General features: G+C 66.3%; 11 protein-coding genes. 5 read left to right on the top strand and 6 right to left on the bottom strand.

Annotated features, from left to right (window positions below; genetic code table 11):
* The first annotated feature begins 177 nt into the window (after positions 1-177).
* A complete protein-coding gene (locus ACCQ01_RS16610) occupies positions 178-1,371 on the top strand; it encodes a cytochrome P450 (protein WP_228431884.1) in 1,194 nt (397 codons plus the stop codon).
* A gap of 223 nt (positions 1,372-1,594) precedes the next feature.
* Here ACCQ01_RS16610 and ACCQ01_RS16605 read toward each other — a convergent pair whose 3' ends face one another.
* The 4 genes from ACCQ01_RS16605 to ACCQ01_RS16590 form a co-directional block, all read right to left on the bottom strand.
* On the bottom strand, positions 1,595-3,994 hold the full coding sequence (locus ACCQ01_RS16605) for a TonB-dependent receptor plug domain-containing protein (RefSeq protein ID WP_228431885.1): 2,400 nt from the start codon (positions 3,992-3,994) through the stop codon (positions 1,595-1,597).
* Between the two features lie 333 nt (positions 3,995-4,327).
* Entirely contained in the window at positions 4,328-6,715 is a 2,388-nt protein-coding gene (locus tag ACCQ01_RS16600) for a TonB-dependent receptor plug domain-containing protein (protein WP_050911348.1), read from the bottom strand.
* A 275-nt stretch (positions 6,716-6,990) separates the two neighbouring features.
* A complete protein-coding gene (locus ACCQ01_RS16595; RefSeq protein WP_228431886.1) occupies positions 6,991-7,416 on the bottom strand; it encodes a VOC family protein in 426 nt (141 codons plus the stop codon).
* Positions 7,417-7,603: 187 nt separating this feature from the next.
* Positions 7,604-9,985: a TonB-dependent receptor plug domain-containing protein gene (locus ACCQ01_RS16590; protein ID WP_228431887.1), complete on the bottom strand. Its 2,382-nt coding sequence runs from the start codon at positions 9,983-9,985 to the stop codon at positions 7,604-7,606.
* Positions 9,986-10,163: 178 nt separating this feature from the next.
* Here ACCQ01_RS16590 and ACCQ01_RS16585 point away from each other — a divergent pair, with 178 nt between their 5' ends.
* Positions 10,164-12,080, top strand: coding sequence for an ABC-F family ATP-binding cassette domain-containing protein (locus ACCQ01_RS16585; RefSeq protein ID WP_076037016.1), 1,917 nt, complete (start codon positions 10,164-10,166; stop codon positions 12,078-12,080).
* A gap of 50 nt (positions 12,081-12,130) precedes the next feature.
* Positions 12,131-12,631: a YcxB family protein gene (locus ACCQ01_RS16580; RefSeq protein ID WP_228431888.1), complete on the top strand. Its 501-nt coding sequence runs from the start codon at positions 12,131-12,133 to the stop codon at positions 12,629-12,631.
* Between the two features lie 22 nt (positions 12,632-12,653).
* On the opposite strand, the gene ampR is transcribed toward ACCQ01_RS16580, so the two are convergent.
* Positions 12,654-13,529 carry a LysR family transcriptional regulator AmpR gene (gene ampR, locus ACCQ01_RS16575; protein WP_228431889.1) on the bottom strand — a complete coding sequence of 292 codons (876 nt, stop codon included), beginning with the start codon at positions 13,527-13,529 and terminating at the stop codon, positions 12,654-12,656.
* A 100-nt stretch (positions 13,530-13,629) separates the two neighbouring features.
* Here ampR and bla point away from each other — a divergent pair, with 100 nt between their 5' ends.
* Positions 13,630-14,520 (top strand): class A beta-lactamase, encoded by an 891-nt coding sequence (gene bla, locus ACCQ01_RS16570; RefSeq protein ID WP_228431890.1) that lies wholly within the window; start codon positions 13,630-13,632, stop codon positions 14,518-14,520.
* 262 nt (positions 14,521-14,782) lie between these two features.
* Positions 14,783-15,757 carry an alpha/beta hydrolase gene (locus ACCQ01_RS16565; RefSeq protein WP_228431891.1) on the top strand — a complete coding sequence of 325 codons (975 nt, stop codon included), beginning with the start codon at positions 14,783-14,785 and terminating at the stop codon, positions 15,755-15,757.
* An 86-nt stretch (positions 15,758-15,843) separates the two neighbouring features.
* On the opposite strand, the gene ACCQ01_RS16560 is transcribed toward ACCQ01_RS16565, so the two are convergent.
* Positions 15,844-17,991: a phosphocholine-specific phospholipase C gene (locus tag ACCQ01_RS16560; RefSeq protein ID WP_228431892.1), complete on the bottom strand. Its 2,148-nt coding sequence runs from the start codon at positions 17,989-17,991 to the stop codon at positions 15,844-15,846.
* Positions 17,992-18,092 lie beyond the last annotated feature (101 nt).

Raw genomic sequence — 18,092 nt, 5'->3', positions numbered from 1 at the left:
CACGTGGCGCACCTCAACGCTCCGATCTCCTCGACTTTCCGGACACCGCTTCGCGCTGCGGCAGGGCATGCGCCGATGAGCACGCAACACTGGGCGCGGTCGATGTGTGCGGCGCCTGGCCGCACACGCGCCATACCGCCTTCGCGGCTGCGAAGGCAGGCATTGCACGGAGCCACTATGCAGCTCAGCGACTTTGCAACACCGGCTTTTCGGCAAGACCCGTACCCCACCTACGCACGTTTGCGCGCTGCGGGGCCACTGGTGGAGGTCGCTCCGCACCGGCTGATGACCGGTCACTACGCGGTGGTCGACCGCCTGCTCAGCGACCGCCACATGGGCCGTGATTATCTGGAAAGCATCCGCCTGCGCTATGGCGAGGCGGCGGTGGAGCTGCCGTTGTTCCAGGGCATGAGCCGCATGTTCCTGCTGCTCAATCCACCGGCACATACACAGTTGCGTGGGCTGATGACCCAGGCCTTCACCGCGCGGCAGATGGAGCGCATGCGCGAGGTGGCCACCGACAGTGCAGCGGAGTTGATCGCGGAATTTCGTGCAAATGGTCGCGGTGATCTGCTCAAGGATTTCGCCTTTCCGCTCCCGGTTGCGATCATCTGCCGCATGCTGGATATCGACCCTGCCGATGCCACCGGTGTGGGCCAGGCGACCAGCGCGCTGGGCAAGGTCTTCGACGCGATCATGACCGCCGAAGAACTGGAAACCACCGCTGCGGCTTACAACCAGCTGGATGTCTATTTTCGTGCGGTCATCGAGGATCGCCGCGGCAGCCAGGGCGACGACCTGATCTCGCGCTTCATCCATGCCGAAGACAACGGCCGCCGCCTGAGTACCGATGAGATCGTCTCCAACGTGATCCTGCTGTTCTTCGCCGGCCACGAAACCACCTCCAACATGATCTGCAATGCGCTGATCGCCTTGCACCAACATCCCGAGCAGTTGGCGTTGCTGCGCAACACTCCGGCATTGATGCCCAATGCGGTGCTTGAATGCATGCGCTACGACAGCTCGGTGCAGATGGCGGTGCGCACGGTGCTGCAGGACTTTGAACTCGATGGCGTGCAGCTGCACGCCGGCACCATGCTGTATCTGATGCTGGGTGCGGCCAACCACGATACGCGGCAGTTCAGTGCGCCGCAGTCGCTGGACCTGATGCGCCAGCAGGGGCGTGCGCTGTCATTCGGTGGCGGCATCCACCATTGCCTGGGCAACCGACTCGCCTTGATCGAGATGGAAGCTGCGCTTACCGCGTTGCTCACGCAGCTGCCGGACTTGCGCCTGGAGCAGCTCGATGCGCTGCATTGGAACGATCGCGCCAACCTGCGCGGAGTGGATGCGCTACTGGCGTCCTGGTGACGCAGCATTGCTGCAGGGCCTGCGCTGCGGCGTGCAGCACCTGCTGCGCATGCATGTGCATGCAGGCTCGAAAATAAAACAGGCACCACCGCGTTTAGCAGTGATGCCTGTTGCATGCATGCGTTGGTCGCCATCGCGATCGACGCAGGCGTCTTGAGTCGCTAAGACCTAGCGCGCGTTGCGCATGCACACCGCGCGCAGGCCCTTCGGTCTGCGAGCTCGATCAAAACCGGTAAGTCACCCGGCCATACCAGTAACGGCCGTTGAAGCCGAACGGGGACAGCGAGGAATACTGCAGGCCGCCGGCACGGTCGTCGTAGGCGGTGGTCAGCTGCGCCTTGGTCGGGTACTGGTTGGTGAGGTTGTCCGCGCCCACGGTGAAGGTGAAGGCGTTCCAGGTCTGGCTGGCGGACAGGTTCAGGATCCAGCGTGCGTCATAGGTCTGGTCCTGGCTGCCGTCGACCGGGTCGCTGATGCGTTTGATGGAGCCGTAACGCGTGGCGTTGCCGTTGAGCGTGAACCCACCGATCGCCCAATCCGCCGAGGCCATGTACTTGGTGCGCGGCGTGGCATCGGTGAGCAGGCCCTGGCTGGCGCGGCCGAAGTTGGGGTTGGACAACTCCAGGATGGTGGTCTTGTTGTAGTTGGCGCTGGCACCCAGGGTCAGCTGGCCCAGCTCGCCCAGATCGGCGATGTAGCTGTTGACCCAGTCCACGCCGCGCGTGCGGCTGGTGGCACCGTTGACGAAGAACTGCACCGCGGCCACCTGGCCGATCGGCTGCGCCAATTGCAACTGGTCCGAATACAGGATCTGGTCCCAGATGCGGATCTGGTACACGTCCAGGCTGGAGGTGAAATTGGCAGTGGGCTGCCAGACGCCGCCCAGGCCATAGTTGCTGGATTTTTCCGGGCTCAGCGGGCGTGCGCCCAGCGCCAGTGCCACCGGGTCGGAGGTGCGGTAGGTGCCCACCTGCACCAGCTCGCCGTTCTGGATCAGCGTCACCACCGAGGCGTAGTTCTGTTGGGCCAGCGACGGTGCGCGGAAGCCGTTGGAGATCGTGCCGCGCAGCGAGAAGGTGTCGGTGAAGGCATAACGCGCCGACAGCTTGCCCGAACGCGTGGCGCCGGCATCGCTGTAGTTTTCATAGCGCCCGGCGATACCGCCGGAGAGCTTCTCGGTGAGGTTGGCTTCCAGGTTGGCGTAGACCGCGTTGCTATGCCGGCCGAACTTGCCCGCCACCGACGGCTCCAACCCGGAGAACACCTGCGCGCCGCCGGGGTAGGGCGCGCCATCGGCCGGATTGATGGTGTTGGGATCGAAGAAATACGAATCCGGCGAGCCGGCGGTGATGCGGTAGCGGTCCTGGCGATGCTCGGCGCCGAAAGCGACATTGACCGGATACGCCAGACCCCAATCGAACGCGCGGCTGATGTCCAGATTCACCGTGCCCTGCTGGGTTTCGAAGCCACCGGAGTTGAAGTTGGTCGGCGATGCACCGGTGGTGTAGAACAGGTTGGTGTTGATGCTGTTGAGGATGTTGAAGCTCATGTCGTTCTTGCCGTACGACGCCGACAGATCCCAGTTCCACTCGCTCTCGGTGCTGCCCTTGATGCCGAGCACTGCCGAGCGATCGTTGACCGGGTTGTAGATCTGCGGCAGGAAGCCGTTCGGATAGATCGAGGGCACATTGCGCGCGGGGTTGTCGGCGGCGCGGTAATAGCCGTTGGAGGTCACCTCGCGGCGGCTGGCACTGAAGTGGCCGTACAGTTCCAGGTTCGGCGAGAACTCGTAGCCGAACGCGGCCAGGCCCTGGTAGAACGTGGACTTCGGGTCGCCGTGGCGCTGGTACGGCACGCCACCTGGATTGGGCGTGCCGGGCACGGTGGTGGCGCGGTTGGTGTTTTCGCCGCGGTTGGTGCTCATGGTGTTCTGGTAGTTCCACGACAGCCGCACCCAGCCTGGCGCGGTATCGCCGCCGGTGCCGCCGAAGCCCATGCCGACCGAGCCGTCGATACCGTTCTGCTCGCCGTCGCCCTTGTCCATGAAACCACCGTTGACCGACACGCTGTTGTCGCCGGTCTTGGCACCGTGCTTGAGCACGATGTTGACCACGCCGGCGATCGCATCGGAGCCGTATTGCGCCGAGGCGCCATCACGCAGCACTTCGATGCGCGCCACCGCCGACATCGGCAGCGAGTTGAGGTCGGCCGGCGCCGAGCCGCGCCCGACATACGGGTTGTAGTTGATCAGCGCAGAGGTGTGATAGCGCTTGCCATCCACCAGCACCAGCACCGCATCCGGCGACAGGCCGCGCAGCGTGGCCGGGCGCGCGGCATCGTTACCGTCGGAAATGGCCGGGCGCGGGAAGTTCAAGGACGGCAGCAGCTTGCCGAGCGCGGTGGCGATATCGGTCGCACCGGTGGCCTGCAACGACTGCTCGGTGATGATGTCGATCGGCGATTCGGATTCGGCCACGGTGCGGTCGCTCACGCGCGTGCCGGTGACGATCAAGGTGTCGAGGGTTTTCTGTGGGGGCGGCTGCTGTGCCTGCGCGGTACCGGCGAACGCGCTGGCGGCCAGCGCGATGGAAACCGCAATCGAAAGAGACGTGGACGTGTGCATGGGATGAGGCGCTCAGGAGGAAAGGGAAGCAGGGGGGGAAAGGGATGAGGTAGCAAACGCACGGCCATGCGGCATGCAGGAGCGCGACAGCGGCGGGCAGTTGCACTGCACCGCAGCGATGGCGCCGTTCGTCCTTGCGTGGGGCAGGTGCAGTCAATGCAGGTGCGCTGGTCGCCGCAGTGGCCGCGCCGGGAAAGGGCGCGGCTGCAGGCCGATCAATGCAGCGAATGAGGAGTCACCCCGGCGCGTCGTTGCCCGAGACGCCGGGGCGGATACCGCGATGGAGCACCGGCAACGCCACCGCGAGGAGGCGTTGCCGGCTGTCCTAGTGATTTACCACTTGTAGTTCACGTTGGCGTACACCAAGGCGCCGTTGAAACCGAACGGCGAGGCGCTGCTGTAGGGCAGGTAGGTCCGCGTGCCCAGGCCGGCTTCCTGACGGTCCGGATATTCGTTGAGCACGTTGTCGCCACCGACGGTGAAGTTCCAGCTACCCAGCTTGTAGGAGGCGGCCAGGTCCAGCGTCCACTTCGCTGCATAGGTCTGGTCGCTGCCGGCGTTGGTGCCGAAGGTGGTGAATTCGCCCCAACGCGTGGCGGTGCCGGTGAACGACCAGTTGCCCGGCGACCAGGTGCCGCCCAGGAAGAACTTGTCGCGCGGCGTGCCTTCGGTGATGCGGCCGAGCTCTGCACGGCCGATGCGCACCGCGCCCGGATCGATGGCTTCCAGCGCGGGCGGATTGGCCGCGATCTGTTCGACCTCGGTCTTGTTGTAGTTGTAGCCGGTGGTCAGCTCGACGCTGCCGCTGTCCAGGTTCCAGCGGTAGGTGCCGACCGCGTCCACGCCCTGGGTCTTGGTGTCCACCGCATTGGTGAAGTAGCGACCGCCGCCGATCCCCGGGAAGCCATTGGCCTGCAGGTAGTTGCGCGCCGCGATGGAGGTGAGGTTCTCCGACAGCACGATGCGGTCATCGATATCGATGCGGTACGCATCGACGGTGATGTAGAGATTCTCCACCGGCTGCAACACCACGCCCAGGCCGTAGTTCTTGGACTCTTCGGCCTTGAGCGGTTCGGCACCGAGCGCGATGGCGGCCGGGTTGTCGGTACGGAAGGTGCCGATCTCGAACGGAATCGCCGACACGCCGCCATTGGGCTGCGCCACGTTGAGGAACTGCGTGGCAATCGACTGGAAGTTCTGCTGCTGCAGCGACGGTGCGCGGAAGCCGGTGGAGGCGGTGGCACGCAGCGCCACCTTGTCGGTGAACGCGTAACGCAGCGACAGCTTGCCGGTGGCGGTGTCGCCGAAGTCGCTGTACTTCTCATAGCGCCCGGCCAGCCCGGCCGACAGCTTTTCGGTGAGATCCGCTTCCAGGTCCACATAGGCCGAGTGGCTGTTGCGGTTGTAGTAGCCGGCATCGGAGAGCTTGAAGCCCGGAAACACCTGCGCACCAGGAATCAGCGCGCCGTTGGCCGAGGGAATGCCGCCATTGGCCGAAGACGCCGCATCACCGGGCGACTGGTTGAACTTCTCGCCGCGCCATTCCGCGCCGAAGGCGAGCGTAACCGGGTAGGCCAGGCCCCAGTCGAGCGTCTTGGTGAAGTCGGCGTTGAGCACGTTCTGGGTGACTTCCAGCGTACCGGCATGGAAGTCGGTGGGGCTGGTCAGCCCTAAGCTGTTGTTCAAGCTGTTGCGCACATCGAAGGTGAGGTTGTTCTGGCCGTAGTTGTAGCTCAGATCGATGTTCAGGCCGCCTTCGGTGGAGGTCTTCAAACCGCCCACCCACGAGACGTCCTTGCTGACATTGTAGATCTGCGGCAGGAAGCCGTCCGGGTAGATTTCCGGGCGGTTGCGGTTGTCGCCGGCAAAGCGGAAGTAGCCGTTGGAGAGCACTTCGCGCCGGCTGACCATGCCGAATGAGTAGAAGGTCAGGTAATCGGTGGGGCTGTATTCGCCGTTGAACGACACCGCGCCCTGGTCGATCTCGGGATCGCCGTAGCGCTGCTCCACGCGGCCCTGGAACGGCAGCGCGCGGTTGGTCTGATCCGAATGCCCGGCCTGCGCGGCCAGGTGCACCTTGCCGGTACCGGCAAAGCTGAAGCCGGCATCGCCGGACAACTGATACTGCTCGCCGTCGCCGGCGCTGTACTTGCCATAGCGGCCATTGACGCTGCCGCCTTCGCCGCTGCCCTTGAGCACGATGTTGATCACGCCGGCAATCGCATCCGAGCCGTATTGCGCCGATGCGCCATCACGCAGCACTTCGATGCGCTCCACGGCGGCGATCGGAATGGTGTTGAGGTCGGCGGGCGAGGAGCCGCGCCCCTGGGTGTCATTGAGGTTGATCAGCGCGGTGCTGTGATAGCGCTTGCCGTTGACCAGCACCAGCACCTGATCGGGTGACAGGCCGCGCAGCTGCGCAGGGCGCACTGCATCCGAACCATCGGAGATGGCCGGGCGGGGGAAATTCAGCGAGGGGATCGCGCGCGACAGCGCGGTGGCCAGCTCGGTGGTGCCGGTGGATTCCAGTGCCTGCGGCGAAATGATGTCGATCGGCGAGGCCGATTCGGCCACGGTGCGATCGGCCACGCGCGTACCGGTCACGATCAGCGTGTCGAGGGTCTTCTGGGTAGGCGCCTGCGACTGTGCGACGGCGGTTGAAGCGGAAAACGAGAGTGCAAGAACAACGGCAACAGCGAGTGGACTGGTCTTGCAATTCATGCGGTGACAACTCCGAGTGGGGAACGGATGCATCGCAGGGGCCCCCTTCCCGGGCCGCGTCCGTTGCGGCAGCTGCGGTGCGTTCCCAACCATTAACCACGCGTAACCACATGTCAAATTTTGGTTACGTTGCGCAAGTAACTGTCATCGATGACGTGCTCCTGCCATCGTTGTCATCGTGCACCAAAGTGATGCGTTGCTTGCACCACACCTGCAATGGTGCGGCCTGGTTTGCACCATGTTGGACAATGAATACCAGTTATGAAACTTCGGCATCAGTAGGTGATCTGCACCGCCTCCGCACTGCGTTGCGCAGGACCATGGAAGACCGCCTCGATGTTGTTGCCATCAGGGTCGAGCACAAACGCAGCGTAATAACTCGGGTGATACGGGCGCACGCCCGGCGCGCCGTTGTCACGGCCACCGTGTGCGAGTGCGGCGGCATGGAAGGCGTGCACCATCGCCACATCGTGTGCCTGGAAGGCCAGGTGATGGCGGCCGGTGAGTTCGCCCTGGGCAACGGTGTGGCGATCGGACACGAACAGCTCGTCGGCCCAGAAGAATCCCTCGCCTTCGCCGCCCAAAGGCACGCCCAGGACATCGAGCACCGCACCGTAAAAGCGCCGGCTTGCCTGCAGGTCCTGCACCACCAGATGCAGGTGATCGATCAAGCGTCCACGCGACAAGTGTGCTGTTTCCATCAGAGCGCTCCACATGACAGGAGCGCACGTGATAGCACTGCCGAGGCGGGAAACCCTTCACCCGGCGTTGAGGCCTCCGGCAGCCACGCCATGCCGCAAACAAAGCAGCAGGGAGTAGCCGCCAGCGGCCCAGAACGCACACGCCCCGGGCAGGCCGGGGCGTGTGCGTTTTGCAGTGTGGCAAGGCTTACCAGCGGTAGTTGATGCGGCCGTACACGTAGGCACCGTTGAAACCGAACGGCGACAGATTGCTGTACGGGAATTGCCCGCTGGTGGAGTTGGCGAAGTTGTTCTCGTCCGGGTACTCGTCCAGCAGGTTGTCCGCACCCAGGGTGAGCGTCCAGCGGTCGATCTTGTAGCTGGCCGAGGCATCCACCACCCACCTGGCGCCGAAGGTCTGATCGTTGATCGCCGCGGCCGGGCGCGTGGTGTATTCGCCGTAACGCGTGGCACCCAGCGCCAGTGTCCAGTGCTCCAGATTCCAGCTGCCGTTGATCAGGAACTTGTCGCGCGGGAAGCCTTCTTCGATGCGGCCACGTTCGGTGCGGTCGATGCGTTCCAGGCTCAACCCGTTGGCCGACAACGCGGCCGGGTTGGCGGCCACGCTGCGCACCTCGGTTTCCGAATAGTTGTAGCCGGCGGTCAGGTCGATGCTGCTGGCGGCGAGCTGCCAGCGGTAGCTGCCCACCACGTCGACGCCGCGGGTGCGCGTGTCCACCGCATTGGTGAAGTAACGGCCGCCGTTGATGCCGAAGATGCCTTGCGATTCCAACAGCGAACGCACGCCGGTACCGGTGAGGTTGGAGGACAGCACGATGCGGTCGTCCACATCGATCTGGTACCCATCCACGGTGACGTACAGCGCGTCGGTCGGCTGCAACACCAGGCCCAGGCTGTAGGAGAGCGAGGTCTCCGCATCCAGCGGCTCGGCGCCGAGCGCGCGTGCCACCGTGCTGTCCGCCGGGAAGGTGCGGATCTCGAACGGGTTCGGATTGCCGGCCAGGAAGGTGGTGCTGGTGGACTGGAAATACTGCTGCGCCAGCGACGGCGCGCGGAAGCCCGACGACACCGTGCCGCGCAAGGCGACCTTGTCGGTGAACGCATAGCGCGCCGACAACTTGCCCGATGCCTGGCTGCCGAAATCGCTGTAGTCCTCGTAGCGCCCGGCCAGGCCGGCGGAGAACTTGTCGGTGAAGTCGGCTTCGATGTCGGCATACAGCGCGTAGCTGTCGCGCGAGTACTGCCCGGACACACTCGGTGCAAACCCACCGAAGCCCTGCGCGCCACCGGCCAGCGTGCCGCTCTGGAAATAGGAGCCCACTTCGCCCGGCGACTGGTTCCACTTCTCGTTGCGGTATTCGGCGCCGAACGCCACTGTGACCGGATACGCCAGGCCCCAATCGAACCCGCGCTTGACGTCGAGGTTGACGATGTTTTGCGTGGTTTCCAGCGCGCCGTCATAGAGCGACGTGGGCGAGGTCGGCCCCAGGCTCACGTTGAGCGTGTTGCGGGTGTGGAAGTCGATCTTGTTGTAGCCGTAGTTGTAGCTGGCATCCCAGTCCCAGCCGCTGGCGGTGGAGCCGCGCACGCCGGCGACCAGGGAGCGGTCCTTGGCGTAGGTCTGGATTTCCGGCAGGAAGCCCTGCGGATAGATCGACAGGATGTTCTGCGTGGTGCTGCCCGGCGCGCGGTAGAACGCGAACGAGGTGATGTCGCGGTTGCTCGCGGTGGCGAATGCGTAGCCGGTGATGCTGTCGCTGAAGTTGAATTCGGTGTTGGCCGACACCGACTGTGCGTTGACGTCGGGGTCGCCGATCTTGAAGGCCTTCTGGCCAACGGCGGGCTGCGAGGCGCTGGGTGCGCCGGCGTAGGCGCGGGCGCGGTCGGTCGGGTCCTGCTGGTTGAGCTGGGCGGCCACGTGCAGCCAGCCGCGGTCGCCGCCATAGGCCACGCCGGTGTCGCCGGACAACTCGTAGTTGCTGCCGTCGCCGGCCGAATACTGGCCGAACCCGGCCTGCAGGCTGCCGCCCGTTTCCGCGCCCTTGAGCACGATGTTGACCACGCCGGCGATGGCGTCGGAGCCGTATTGCGCCGACGCGCCGTCACGCAGCACTTCCACGCGTGCGATGGCCGCGACCGGAATGGTGTTCAGATCCACTGCCGCGGCGCCGCGGCCGATGGTGCCGTTGAGGTTGAGCAGCGACGAGGTGTGGCGGCGCTTGCCATTGACCAGCACCAGCACCTGGTCGGGCGAGAGCCCGCGCAGCTGCGCAGGGCGGATCGCGCTGGTGCCATCGCTCAACGCCGGGCGTGGGAAGTTCAGCGAGGGCAGCGCACGCGCCAGCGCGGTGGCCAGCTCGGAGGTGCCGGTGGCCTGCAGCGACTCGGCGCTGATGATGTCGATGGGCGATTGCGACTCGGCCACGGTGCGGTCGGACACGCGGGTACCGGTGACGATGACCGTGTCCAGGGTGTTGGCGGTGGCCGCCGGGGCGTTCTGGGCGAGGGCGGGGGAGGCAAGCAGCGCGGCGACGATGGCGGTCGCAAGCGTGGACAGCGGGGTATTCATGACAACTCCAAAACGAGGGCCCTGGCGGGACCAGCAAGGCTAGGCAGGCCGGGGTCGCGGCAAGGCGAAGACTGCCGCAGCCAACCTGAAGGCGCTAATTATTCGTTAACGCTAGAATGGCGTCGCAGGAATGCTGCTCATCTGCTCATTCCTTTTCGTTCTATCGGACTGTCCATCAATGATTTCCCTGCGCAACTTCTCCATGCGACGCGGCGAGCGTCTGCTGCTGTCCAACGTCGACCTGACCATGCATGCCGGCTACCGCGTCGGTGTGGTGGGCCGCAACGGCACTGGCAAGTCCAGCCTGTTTGCCGCGGTCAAGGGCGAGCTGGAAGCCGACAAGGGCGACGTCGACCTGCCCGGCAAGGTGCGCACCGCCAGTGTCTCGCAGGAAACCCCGTCCTTGCCCGACCCGGCGCTGTCGTTCGTGCTCGGCGGCGACATCGAGGTGTCCGCCATCCTGCAGAAGGAAGCCGAGGCGACCGCGCGCGAAGACTGGGAAGCGGTGGCCAATGCGCACCAGACCATGGCCGAACTGGGCGCCTATGACGCCGAAGCGCGCGCTGGCAAGCTGCTGCACGGCCTGGGCTTCCCGGCCGATACCCACCATCGCGCGGTGTCCTCGTTCTCCGGCGGCTGGCGGGTGCGGCTGAACCTGGCGCGCGCGCTGATGATGCCCAGCGACCTGCTGCTGCTGGACGAACCGACCAACCACTTGGACATGGACGCGGTGCTGTGGCTGGAGCAGTGGCTGCTCAAGTACCCGGGCACCTTGCTGCTGATCAGCCATGACCGCGAGTTCCTGGACAACGTGGCCACCCACACGCTGCACCTGCACGGCGGTACCGCCAAGCTGTACGTCGGCGGCTACACCGATTTCGAGCGCCAGCGCATCGAGCACCTGCGTCAGCAGCAGATTGCGCACGACAAGGAACAGGCCGAGCGCGCGCATCTGCAGAGCTTCATCGACCGCTTCAAGGCGCAGGCCAGCAAGGCCACCCAGGCGCAGAGCCGCATGAAGCGCCTGGCCAAGATGGCCGGCACCGAGGCGGTGCGCGCCGAGCGCGAATTCCGCATCCAGTTCGCCCAGCCCAATCGGCTGCCGTTTTCGTTGATCCGGCTGAATCATCTGGATGCCGGGTATGCGGCTGCGCCGCGGGAATCGGCAATCGAGAATGGGGAATCGCAAAAACGTGGGTCCAGCGATGCGATTACCGTGCTGCACGATGTTGGATTCGGGCTCGAGGCGGGCGACCGGATCGGGTTGCTGGGGCCCAATGGCGCGGGTAAGTCGACGCTGGTCAAAACACTGGTCGGTGAGCTTGCACCGCTGTCGGGCGAGCGCAGTGCGCACCCGGACCTGCGCATCGGCTACTTCGCCCAGCACACGGTGGAATCGCTGCACGAAGGCCAGTCGCCGATGGACCACTTCCGCGATCTGTCGCCGGACGGTTCCAATCAGGCGTTCCGCGATTTCCTGGGTAAATGGAATTTCGCCGGCGACCGCGCGTTTGAAGTGGTGGATGGCTTCTCCGGTGGCGAGCGCGCGCGTCTGGCGCTGGCGCTGATCGCCTGGCAGCAGCCGAACGTGCTGCTGCTCGACGAACCGACCAACCACTTGGATCTGGAAATGCGCGAGGCCCTGGCCGAGGCGCTGAGCGACTTCGAAGGCGCGATCGTGATGGTCTCGCACGACCGCCATCTGATCGGCCTGGTCTGCGACAGTTTCTGGCGCGTGGCCGATGGCGTGGTCGAGCCGTTCGATGGCGACCTGGACGAATACGCCGCCTGGTTGCGCAGCCGCCCGGCCGCGCAGGGCACCAAGCAGAAGATGGCCGAAGTGGCACCGACCCCGCCACCGCCGACCAAGCCACTGCCGCCGAAAAAGGCCGTCAACCCGCACAAGTTGGCCAGCGCCGAAAAGCGCGTGGGCGAACTGGAAGCCGCGTTGGCGGACCTGGACCGGCAGCTCGCCAACCCGGCCAACTATCCAGATGCCGACAAGATGGCGGTATTGGGCCGTGAGCGCGAAACCACCGCGCAGCAGCTGGCCGCTGCCGAAGCGGCCTGGATGGAGTTGCTGGACGGCGCGTAACGCGCAGGCGTTACGATGCGCAGCGCGCCAACTACACGGATGTCGCGAACATGATCAGTGCCACCATCAGCCTGGAAGATCATCTGGCCGCGCAGCGGTTGCATGCGCGGCATACGGCCAAGCGGTTGATCGTAGTGCTGGTGGTCCTGCTGCTGATCGGGATGGGTTTGCTTCAACTGATCGGGGCCGGCGACATCATCGGGCCGGTGTTGATCGGCGCAGGCGGCGGTGGCTTGATCGGCCTGGCGTTGTTGCACGTCTGGGGCTTGCCACGAAAGATCAAGCGCCTGCATGCGCAGCAGGCCGCGCTGCGGCACACCTACACCTATGCCTGGGACGACACCGGGCTGGACATCACCTGGGCAGACGGGCATCTGCGCCGTCCCTGGTCCGATTACATCCGCTGTCGCGAAAACGAGCGCGTGCTGTTGCTCTATCACAACGACCGCTTGTTCGAGCTGTTCGCTCCGCACTGGTTCGCCGACAGGGCGCAGTACGAAGCGTTTCGCCACTTTGCGTTGCAGGTGGGGAAGGCGTCCGCGCGTCGTTGAACGCGGCACGCGGCGACGCCGCTCAATCGGCGCGCTGTTGTTCGGCCAGCAACCAGGCGCGCAGCCGGGCTTCGGCGTCGCTTTCCGGCCGCGAGCGCAACCGGGTCAACCAATAGCGCCCCGCATCGATCTCGATCGGAAATGGGCAGGCCAATCGCCCCGCGCCCAGGTCCTGGGCAAACAAGCGCAGCGGCAACAACGCCACACCAGCGCCAGCCGCGGCCGCACTGGCCAGTGCCAGCGACGAATCAAACATCGCGCCACGCGCAGGCACCTCCGAGGTGCCGGCAGCACGAAACCACTGTGCCCATTCGTCCGGCCGGTACGAACGCAGCAACGGCACGTGGGCCAGATCGGCAGGCGTGTGCAGGGCACGCGCCATCGCCGGGGCGCATACCGGCGCAAATGGCGCCTCCATCACGGCATGCGCAATCTGCCCCTGCCAGTCGCCGTCGCCGAAGCGGATTGCCAGGTCCAGCCCTTCGCCAGCCAGATCCACCCGATTGTTGTGGGTCGACAGGCGCAGTTCGATGTCCGGATGTGCCGCGTGGAAGGCGGCCACGCGCGGCAGCAACCAGCCGGTGGCAAACGTCGCCACTACGCCCACGCTGAGCACCTCGCGATAACGTCCGCCGGCAAAGCGCTCCAGCGTGGCGGCAATGCGGTTGAATGCGTCGCCCAGCACCGGCGCCAGCGCGGCGCCCTCGTCGGTGAGCGCCACCCCGCGCGGCAGGCGATGGAACAGGCTGGTGCCCAGTTGCTGTTCCAGCGCCTTGATCTGGTGGCTGAGCGCGGCCTGGCTGACGCACAGCTCGCCGGCCGCGCGGGTCAGGTTCTGATGGCGCGCGGCGGCCTCGAACGCGCGCAGGGCATTGAGCGGGAGACGCGGTCTGGGCATGCCAAGAGATTAGTTCAATTCATGCCAGGGATCGAAACATTGCGGTGGTCGGCCAGCGCGCCGGCCCCGATACTGCGGGCTCCCTCAAGGAGGCAGCGCCATGTTGAACCGACGGCAGTTCCTGTCCATGACCGGCGCAAGCGTGCTGATTGCGGCGTCCAAACCCAGTCAGGCGGTCAGTCTGGCGGCCTCCCCGATCGCGGAGTTGCGATATAAATGGGCCGAGATCCAACGCGGCACCGGCGGCCGCCTGGGCATAAGCCTGCTCAACAGCGACACCGGCTGGCACATCGGCCAGCGCGAGAACGAGCGCTTTCCAATGTGCAGCACCTTCAAATTTGTATTGGCTGCGGCGGTGCTGCAGCGGGTGGACAAGGGGGAGCTGCGGTTGACGCAACAGATCAAGATCCGCGCCTCCGACATGCTCGAGCATGCGCCGGTCACCGAGCGCCACCTCGGTGGCTCACTGAGCGTGGCCGAGTTGTGCCAGGCCACGATGATCCATAGCGACAACCCGGCCGCCAACCTGCTGTTTCCGTTGATCGGCGACCCGCCGGGCCTGACCCGCTTCCTGCGCGGGATCGGTGATACGAAGACCCGCAGTGACCGCCTCGAGCCGGAGATGAACGGGTTCGCCTCAGGCGAGCCGCGCGACACCACCACGCCGGCGGCGATGGCCGCGACCTTGCGCACGCTGCTGCTTGGCGATGCGCTGCAACCGGCGTCGCGCAAACAGCTCACCGCCTGGATGATCGACAACCGCACCGGCGACGATTGCCTGCGCGCCGGCCTGCCGCGCGACTGGAAGATCGGCGACAAGACCGGCAGCAATGGCACCGACACCCGTAACGACATTGCGATCATCTGGCCGCCTGGGCGCGCGGCGCCGTTGCTGCTGACCGCGTATCTCAACGGTGCCACCGTCGATGCGGCCGGCCGCGACGCCGCGTTGAAGGCGGTGGCGGAAGCGGTACGCGACCTCGTGGGTTGAGCGCGGCGGCCAGCGCAGCCGCGGCGGCTTGGTGCACCTACATCGCGTGATGCGTCCGCGCCGCGTGTCGACTGCAACACACGCCATCGCGGCGTGGGGAGCGACGCGCGCCTGAGGCGATCCGCTGCGCATGCGGGAGATGCCGAAGGCATCGAGCACCACGTCAGCGAAGCCACCTTCTCCACGTTTCTGGAGCGGCGGGGTGACAGCACCCCGTGAGCGCCAGGATGTTTCCGCTCCACTTCAATTTCGGAGGTCGACAATGCACTGGCTTCGTGTTGCCCGGACTGCGGCGCTGGCGTTGCTGCTCGCTCCCGCCGTGGCGCCGGCGCGCGTCTGGCTGCCGCCGCCTGGCCACGTCCAGATGCCGCTCTGGCCGACCGTGGTGCCTGACGCGTTGCCTCACCCACGGCCGGAATCGGTCGGCGCCGGCGAGGGCAAGCGCCCCTGGACCAAGGTGGGCGATGTCAGCCGCCCGACGATCACGGTCTATACCGCCAAGGGGCAGAACACCGGCGCGGCGGTGGTGGTGTTTCCCGGTGGCGGCTACCAGGTGCTGGCCATGGACCTGGAAGGCACCGACATATGCGATTGGTTGAGTGGGCGCGGCATCACCTGCGTGCTGCTCAAGTACCGCGTCCCGAATTCGGGGCCGACCTGGACCAATGGCGGCCGCTATTACCCCAAGGTGCAGACGGCCTTGCAGGATGCGCAGCGCGCACTGGGTCTGGTGCGCCAGCATGCCGACGACTGGGGCGTGGACCCGCGCAGGGTCGGCGTCATCGGATTTTCCGCCGGTGGCCACCTCGTGGCTGCGGTGAGTACGCATTTCACTCGGCGCACGTACCCATCGGTCGACGCGGCCGACGCACAGTCCTGCCGCCCGGACTTTGCCATTGCGGTCTATCCGGGCCATCTGTGGGCGCACGAGGACGCAGATCACGCCAAGCGTGATCCAACGCATCTGGCGCTGCGGCCGGACATCACCGTGACCGCCGACACGCCACCCACCTTCCTGCTGCAGGCTGAGGACGACGAGGTGGATGGCGTCAGCCAGTCACTGGCCTACTACGTGGCCCTCAAGCGGGCTGGCGTGCCGGCGGAAATGCATCTGTACGCCGAAGGTGGGCACGCCTTCGGTCTGCGCGCAGGCAACCTGCCGATCGCGCAGTGGCCGCACCTGGTGGAAACCTGGCTGGGGACGATCGGCATGCTGGGCACGGTCAGCGCGCCGTGAACGATGCGGCGCGCGGCCGCGCGCACGCCGCGTGCGTCGGGCTGCGTCTTCGCGTGTGGCCAACGCACGACAGAAAGCCGCAGCGCTCAGCCGAGCGCGCCGATCGCGACGGGGTGGTCCTGATACAGCCGTGCCGCTCCGCCCATGGCCGGGTCGCTGACGCTGTCTGCTCCGGTTTCGATGCGGCCGGCCAGGCGTTGGTGTGCGCCGTCGTGTTCGATCCACAGGTCGTACCAGCCGCCGGTGGCCGCGGCGCTCCAGCTGCGCTGGTGACGCTGCCCGGGCGCGATGGTGGCACCCTCGCGCGGTTGCGCGTTGGCATACGCGGCCGGTTGCAGCGTGACCGCGACCGGCACGCTGCCGGGGTTGTACAGCGTCAGGCGGAGCGCCTGTGCATCTTCGGGGTCTTGCACAACATCGGCGATCAAGGGAACGACGCCCACATCGCCGCGGTAATGGCGATGGAACCCGTTCGGACCGAGGACCCACAGGTCGTAGCGGCCGTCGTAGGTCGTCCAGGTGCCGTCCAGCGGCGCATCGGCGCCGATGGTGTAGCGGCGCGGAATCGCGGCCAGGTCGTAGCGGTCGTAGACGTGCAGCACGGCGGCCGCGCCGGCATTGGCCATGCGCAACACCACGTCGCCGCGGGCCTGCACGACATCGAGTTGCACGCGGGGGCGATACGGCACCGCGCGCGAACGCCGGAGGCCGAAAGCTTGCTCCGGTGGCTGCAAGGTGGGCGGCAGCGGCGGCAACGTGTGTTGGTGCAGGGCGGCGGCGCGCGTGGCGGTGGCACTGATATCCGGCAGCGTGCCGACGAACGGGCGCGTGTCCGTGCGGCTGAAATCGAACGCCGCGGTGAGATCGCCACACACCGCGCGCCGCCACGGGGTAATTGCAGTGCAGGGCACGCCGAAGCGCCGCTCCAGCAGGCGCAGCACCGAGGTGTGGTCGTAGACCTGCGAATCCACCCAGCCGCCGCGGCTCCAGGGCGAGAGTACGTACAGCGGCACGCGCGGGCCCAGGCCGTATGGGCGCCCGCGCAACTCCGGCAGGTCCACCTTCTGCTCGCCCGGCGCCGGATGGCGGTGATACTCGTCGTCGGTGGCGATGCTCGACGCACCGGCGAACCCGCCGGCCGCACGTGGGTCCGGCGAAGGCGGCGCCGGCGGCGGCACGTGGTCGAAGAAGCCATCGTTCTCGTCGAACATCAGCAGCAAGGCCGTGCGGCTCCACACCTGTGGATCGGCGGTGAGCGCATCCAGCACGCGCGCGGTATAGGCCGCGCCCTGGGCCGGGCTGGAGGGGTCGGGATGTTCGCTGCCGGCGGCATCGGCAATGATGAAACTCACCGACGGCAGGCGCCCGCCGATGACGTCTTCGCGCAGTTGCTCCACGCCACGCGTGCTCACCCCACGCGCGCGCAGCTGCGCATCGTGGCCGGGTGTCTGGTTGTAGGCCTGGCGGAAGACGTCGAAGCCGGCCAGCGGGTTGTCGGTGAAGTTGTCGCGCATGTCCTGGTAGATCTGCCACGACACGCCGGCGCGCTGCAACTGTTCCACATACGTGGTCCAGCGATAGGGCTCGGCGAACCCACCCAGCGCGGGAAAGTTGTCGTGCGAGTTGCCGATCACCGGCCCACCGGCGCGCGCCTGCGGATCGTTGCCGCCGGTCCACAGGAACACGCGGTTGGAGTTGGTGCCGGTCTGGATCGCGGCGTGGTACGCATCGCAGATGGTGAACGCATCGGCCAGCGCGAACTGGAACGGAATGTCCGCGCGGCGGTAATACCCCAGCGCGTGATTGTGCTTGGCCGCCGGCCAGTTGCCGAGCCGGCCGTGATCCCAGGCGCGCTGCGCGTCCACCCAGCTATGCGGCGTACCCTGCACGCGCATGTAGCCGAACTGCGCTGCGGTATCCAGCGCGAACGGTGCCAGCCATTGGCGGCCGTCCTCGCTGGGTTGCAGCCACACGGTACGCGCAGGCGCGCCCGGCAGCGGTGGTGCGGGAATCGGAAAGCGGTCGCCGAAGCCACGGACGCCCGGCAGGCTGCCGAAGTAATGATCGAACGCGCGGTTTTCCTGCATCAGAATCACCACATGCTGCAGGTCTTCCAGCGTGCCGCTGCGGCGGTCCGGTGCGATGGCCGCGGCCCGCGCGATGCTCGGCAGCAAGGTGGAAGCACCACCGGCAAGGCCGGCCTGCAGCATGCGGCGGCGAGGAAGATCGATCATTGCGTCACCTGCTGGGTTGATCCTTGGAGGGCGATTGCTGCATCAGTGGATGCGGCCGCTGCGCGCGGCTGAGCAGCGATGGTGCCCGAGTGGGAAGGCGA

Origin of the sequence: Xanthomonas sp. NCPPB 4037 (genome assembly GCF_041475695.2) — a bacterium.
GTDB classification, from domain to species: Bacteria; Pseudomonadota; Gammaproteobacteria; order Xanthomonadales; family Xanthomonadaceae; genus Xanthomonas; species Xanthomonas campestris.
This window is presented reverse-complemented; position numbering and strand designations above follow the sequence as displayed.

Coding starts and splice junctions, on each gene's coding strand:
- ACCQ01_RS16610 (WP_228431884.1), top strand. CDS start 178: ATGCAGCTCAGCGACTTTGCAACACCGGCTTTTCGGCAAGACCCGTAC.
- ACCQ01_RS16605 (WP_228431885.1), bottom strand. CDS start 3,994: ATGCACACGTCCACGTCTCTTTCGATTGCGGTTTCCATCGCGCTGGCC.
- ACCQ01_RS16600 (WP_050911348.1), bottom strand. CDS start 6,715: ATGAATTGCAAGACCAGTCCACTCGCTGTTGCCGTTGTTCTTGCACTC.
- ACCQ01_RS16595 (WP_228431886.1), bottom strand. CDS start 7,416: ATGGAAACAGCACACTTGTCGCGTGGACGCTTGATCGATCACCTGCAT.
- ACCQ01_RS16590 (WP_228431887.1), bottom strand. CDS start 9,985: ATGAATACCCCGCTGTCCACGCTTGCGACCGCCATCGTCGCCGCGCTG.
- ACCQ01_RS16585 (WP_076037016.1), top strand. CDS start 10,164: ATGATTTCCCTGCGCAACTTCTCCATGCGACGCGGCGAGCGTCTGCTG.
- ACCQ01_RS16580 (WP_228431888.1), top strand. CDS start 12,131: ATGATCAGTGCCACCATCAGCCTGGAAGATCATCTGGCCGCGCAGCGG.
- ampR (WP_228431889.1), bottom strand. CDS start 13,529: ATGCCCAGACCGCGTCTCCCGCTCAATGCCCTGCGCGCGTTCGAGGCC.
- bla (WP_228431890.1), top strand. CDS start 13,630: ATGTTGAACCGACGGCAGTTCCTGTCCATGACCGGCGCAAGCGTGCTG.
- ACCQ01_RS16565 (WP_228431891.1), top strand. CDS start 14,783: ATGCACTGGCTTCGTGTTGCCCGGACTGCGGCGCTGGCGTTGCTGCTC.
- ACCQ01_RS16560 (WP_228431892.1), bottom strand. CDS start 17,991: ATGATCGATCTTCCTCGCCGCCGCATGCTGCAGGCCGGCCTTGCCGGT.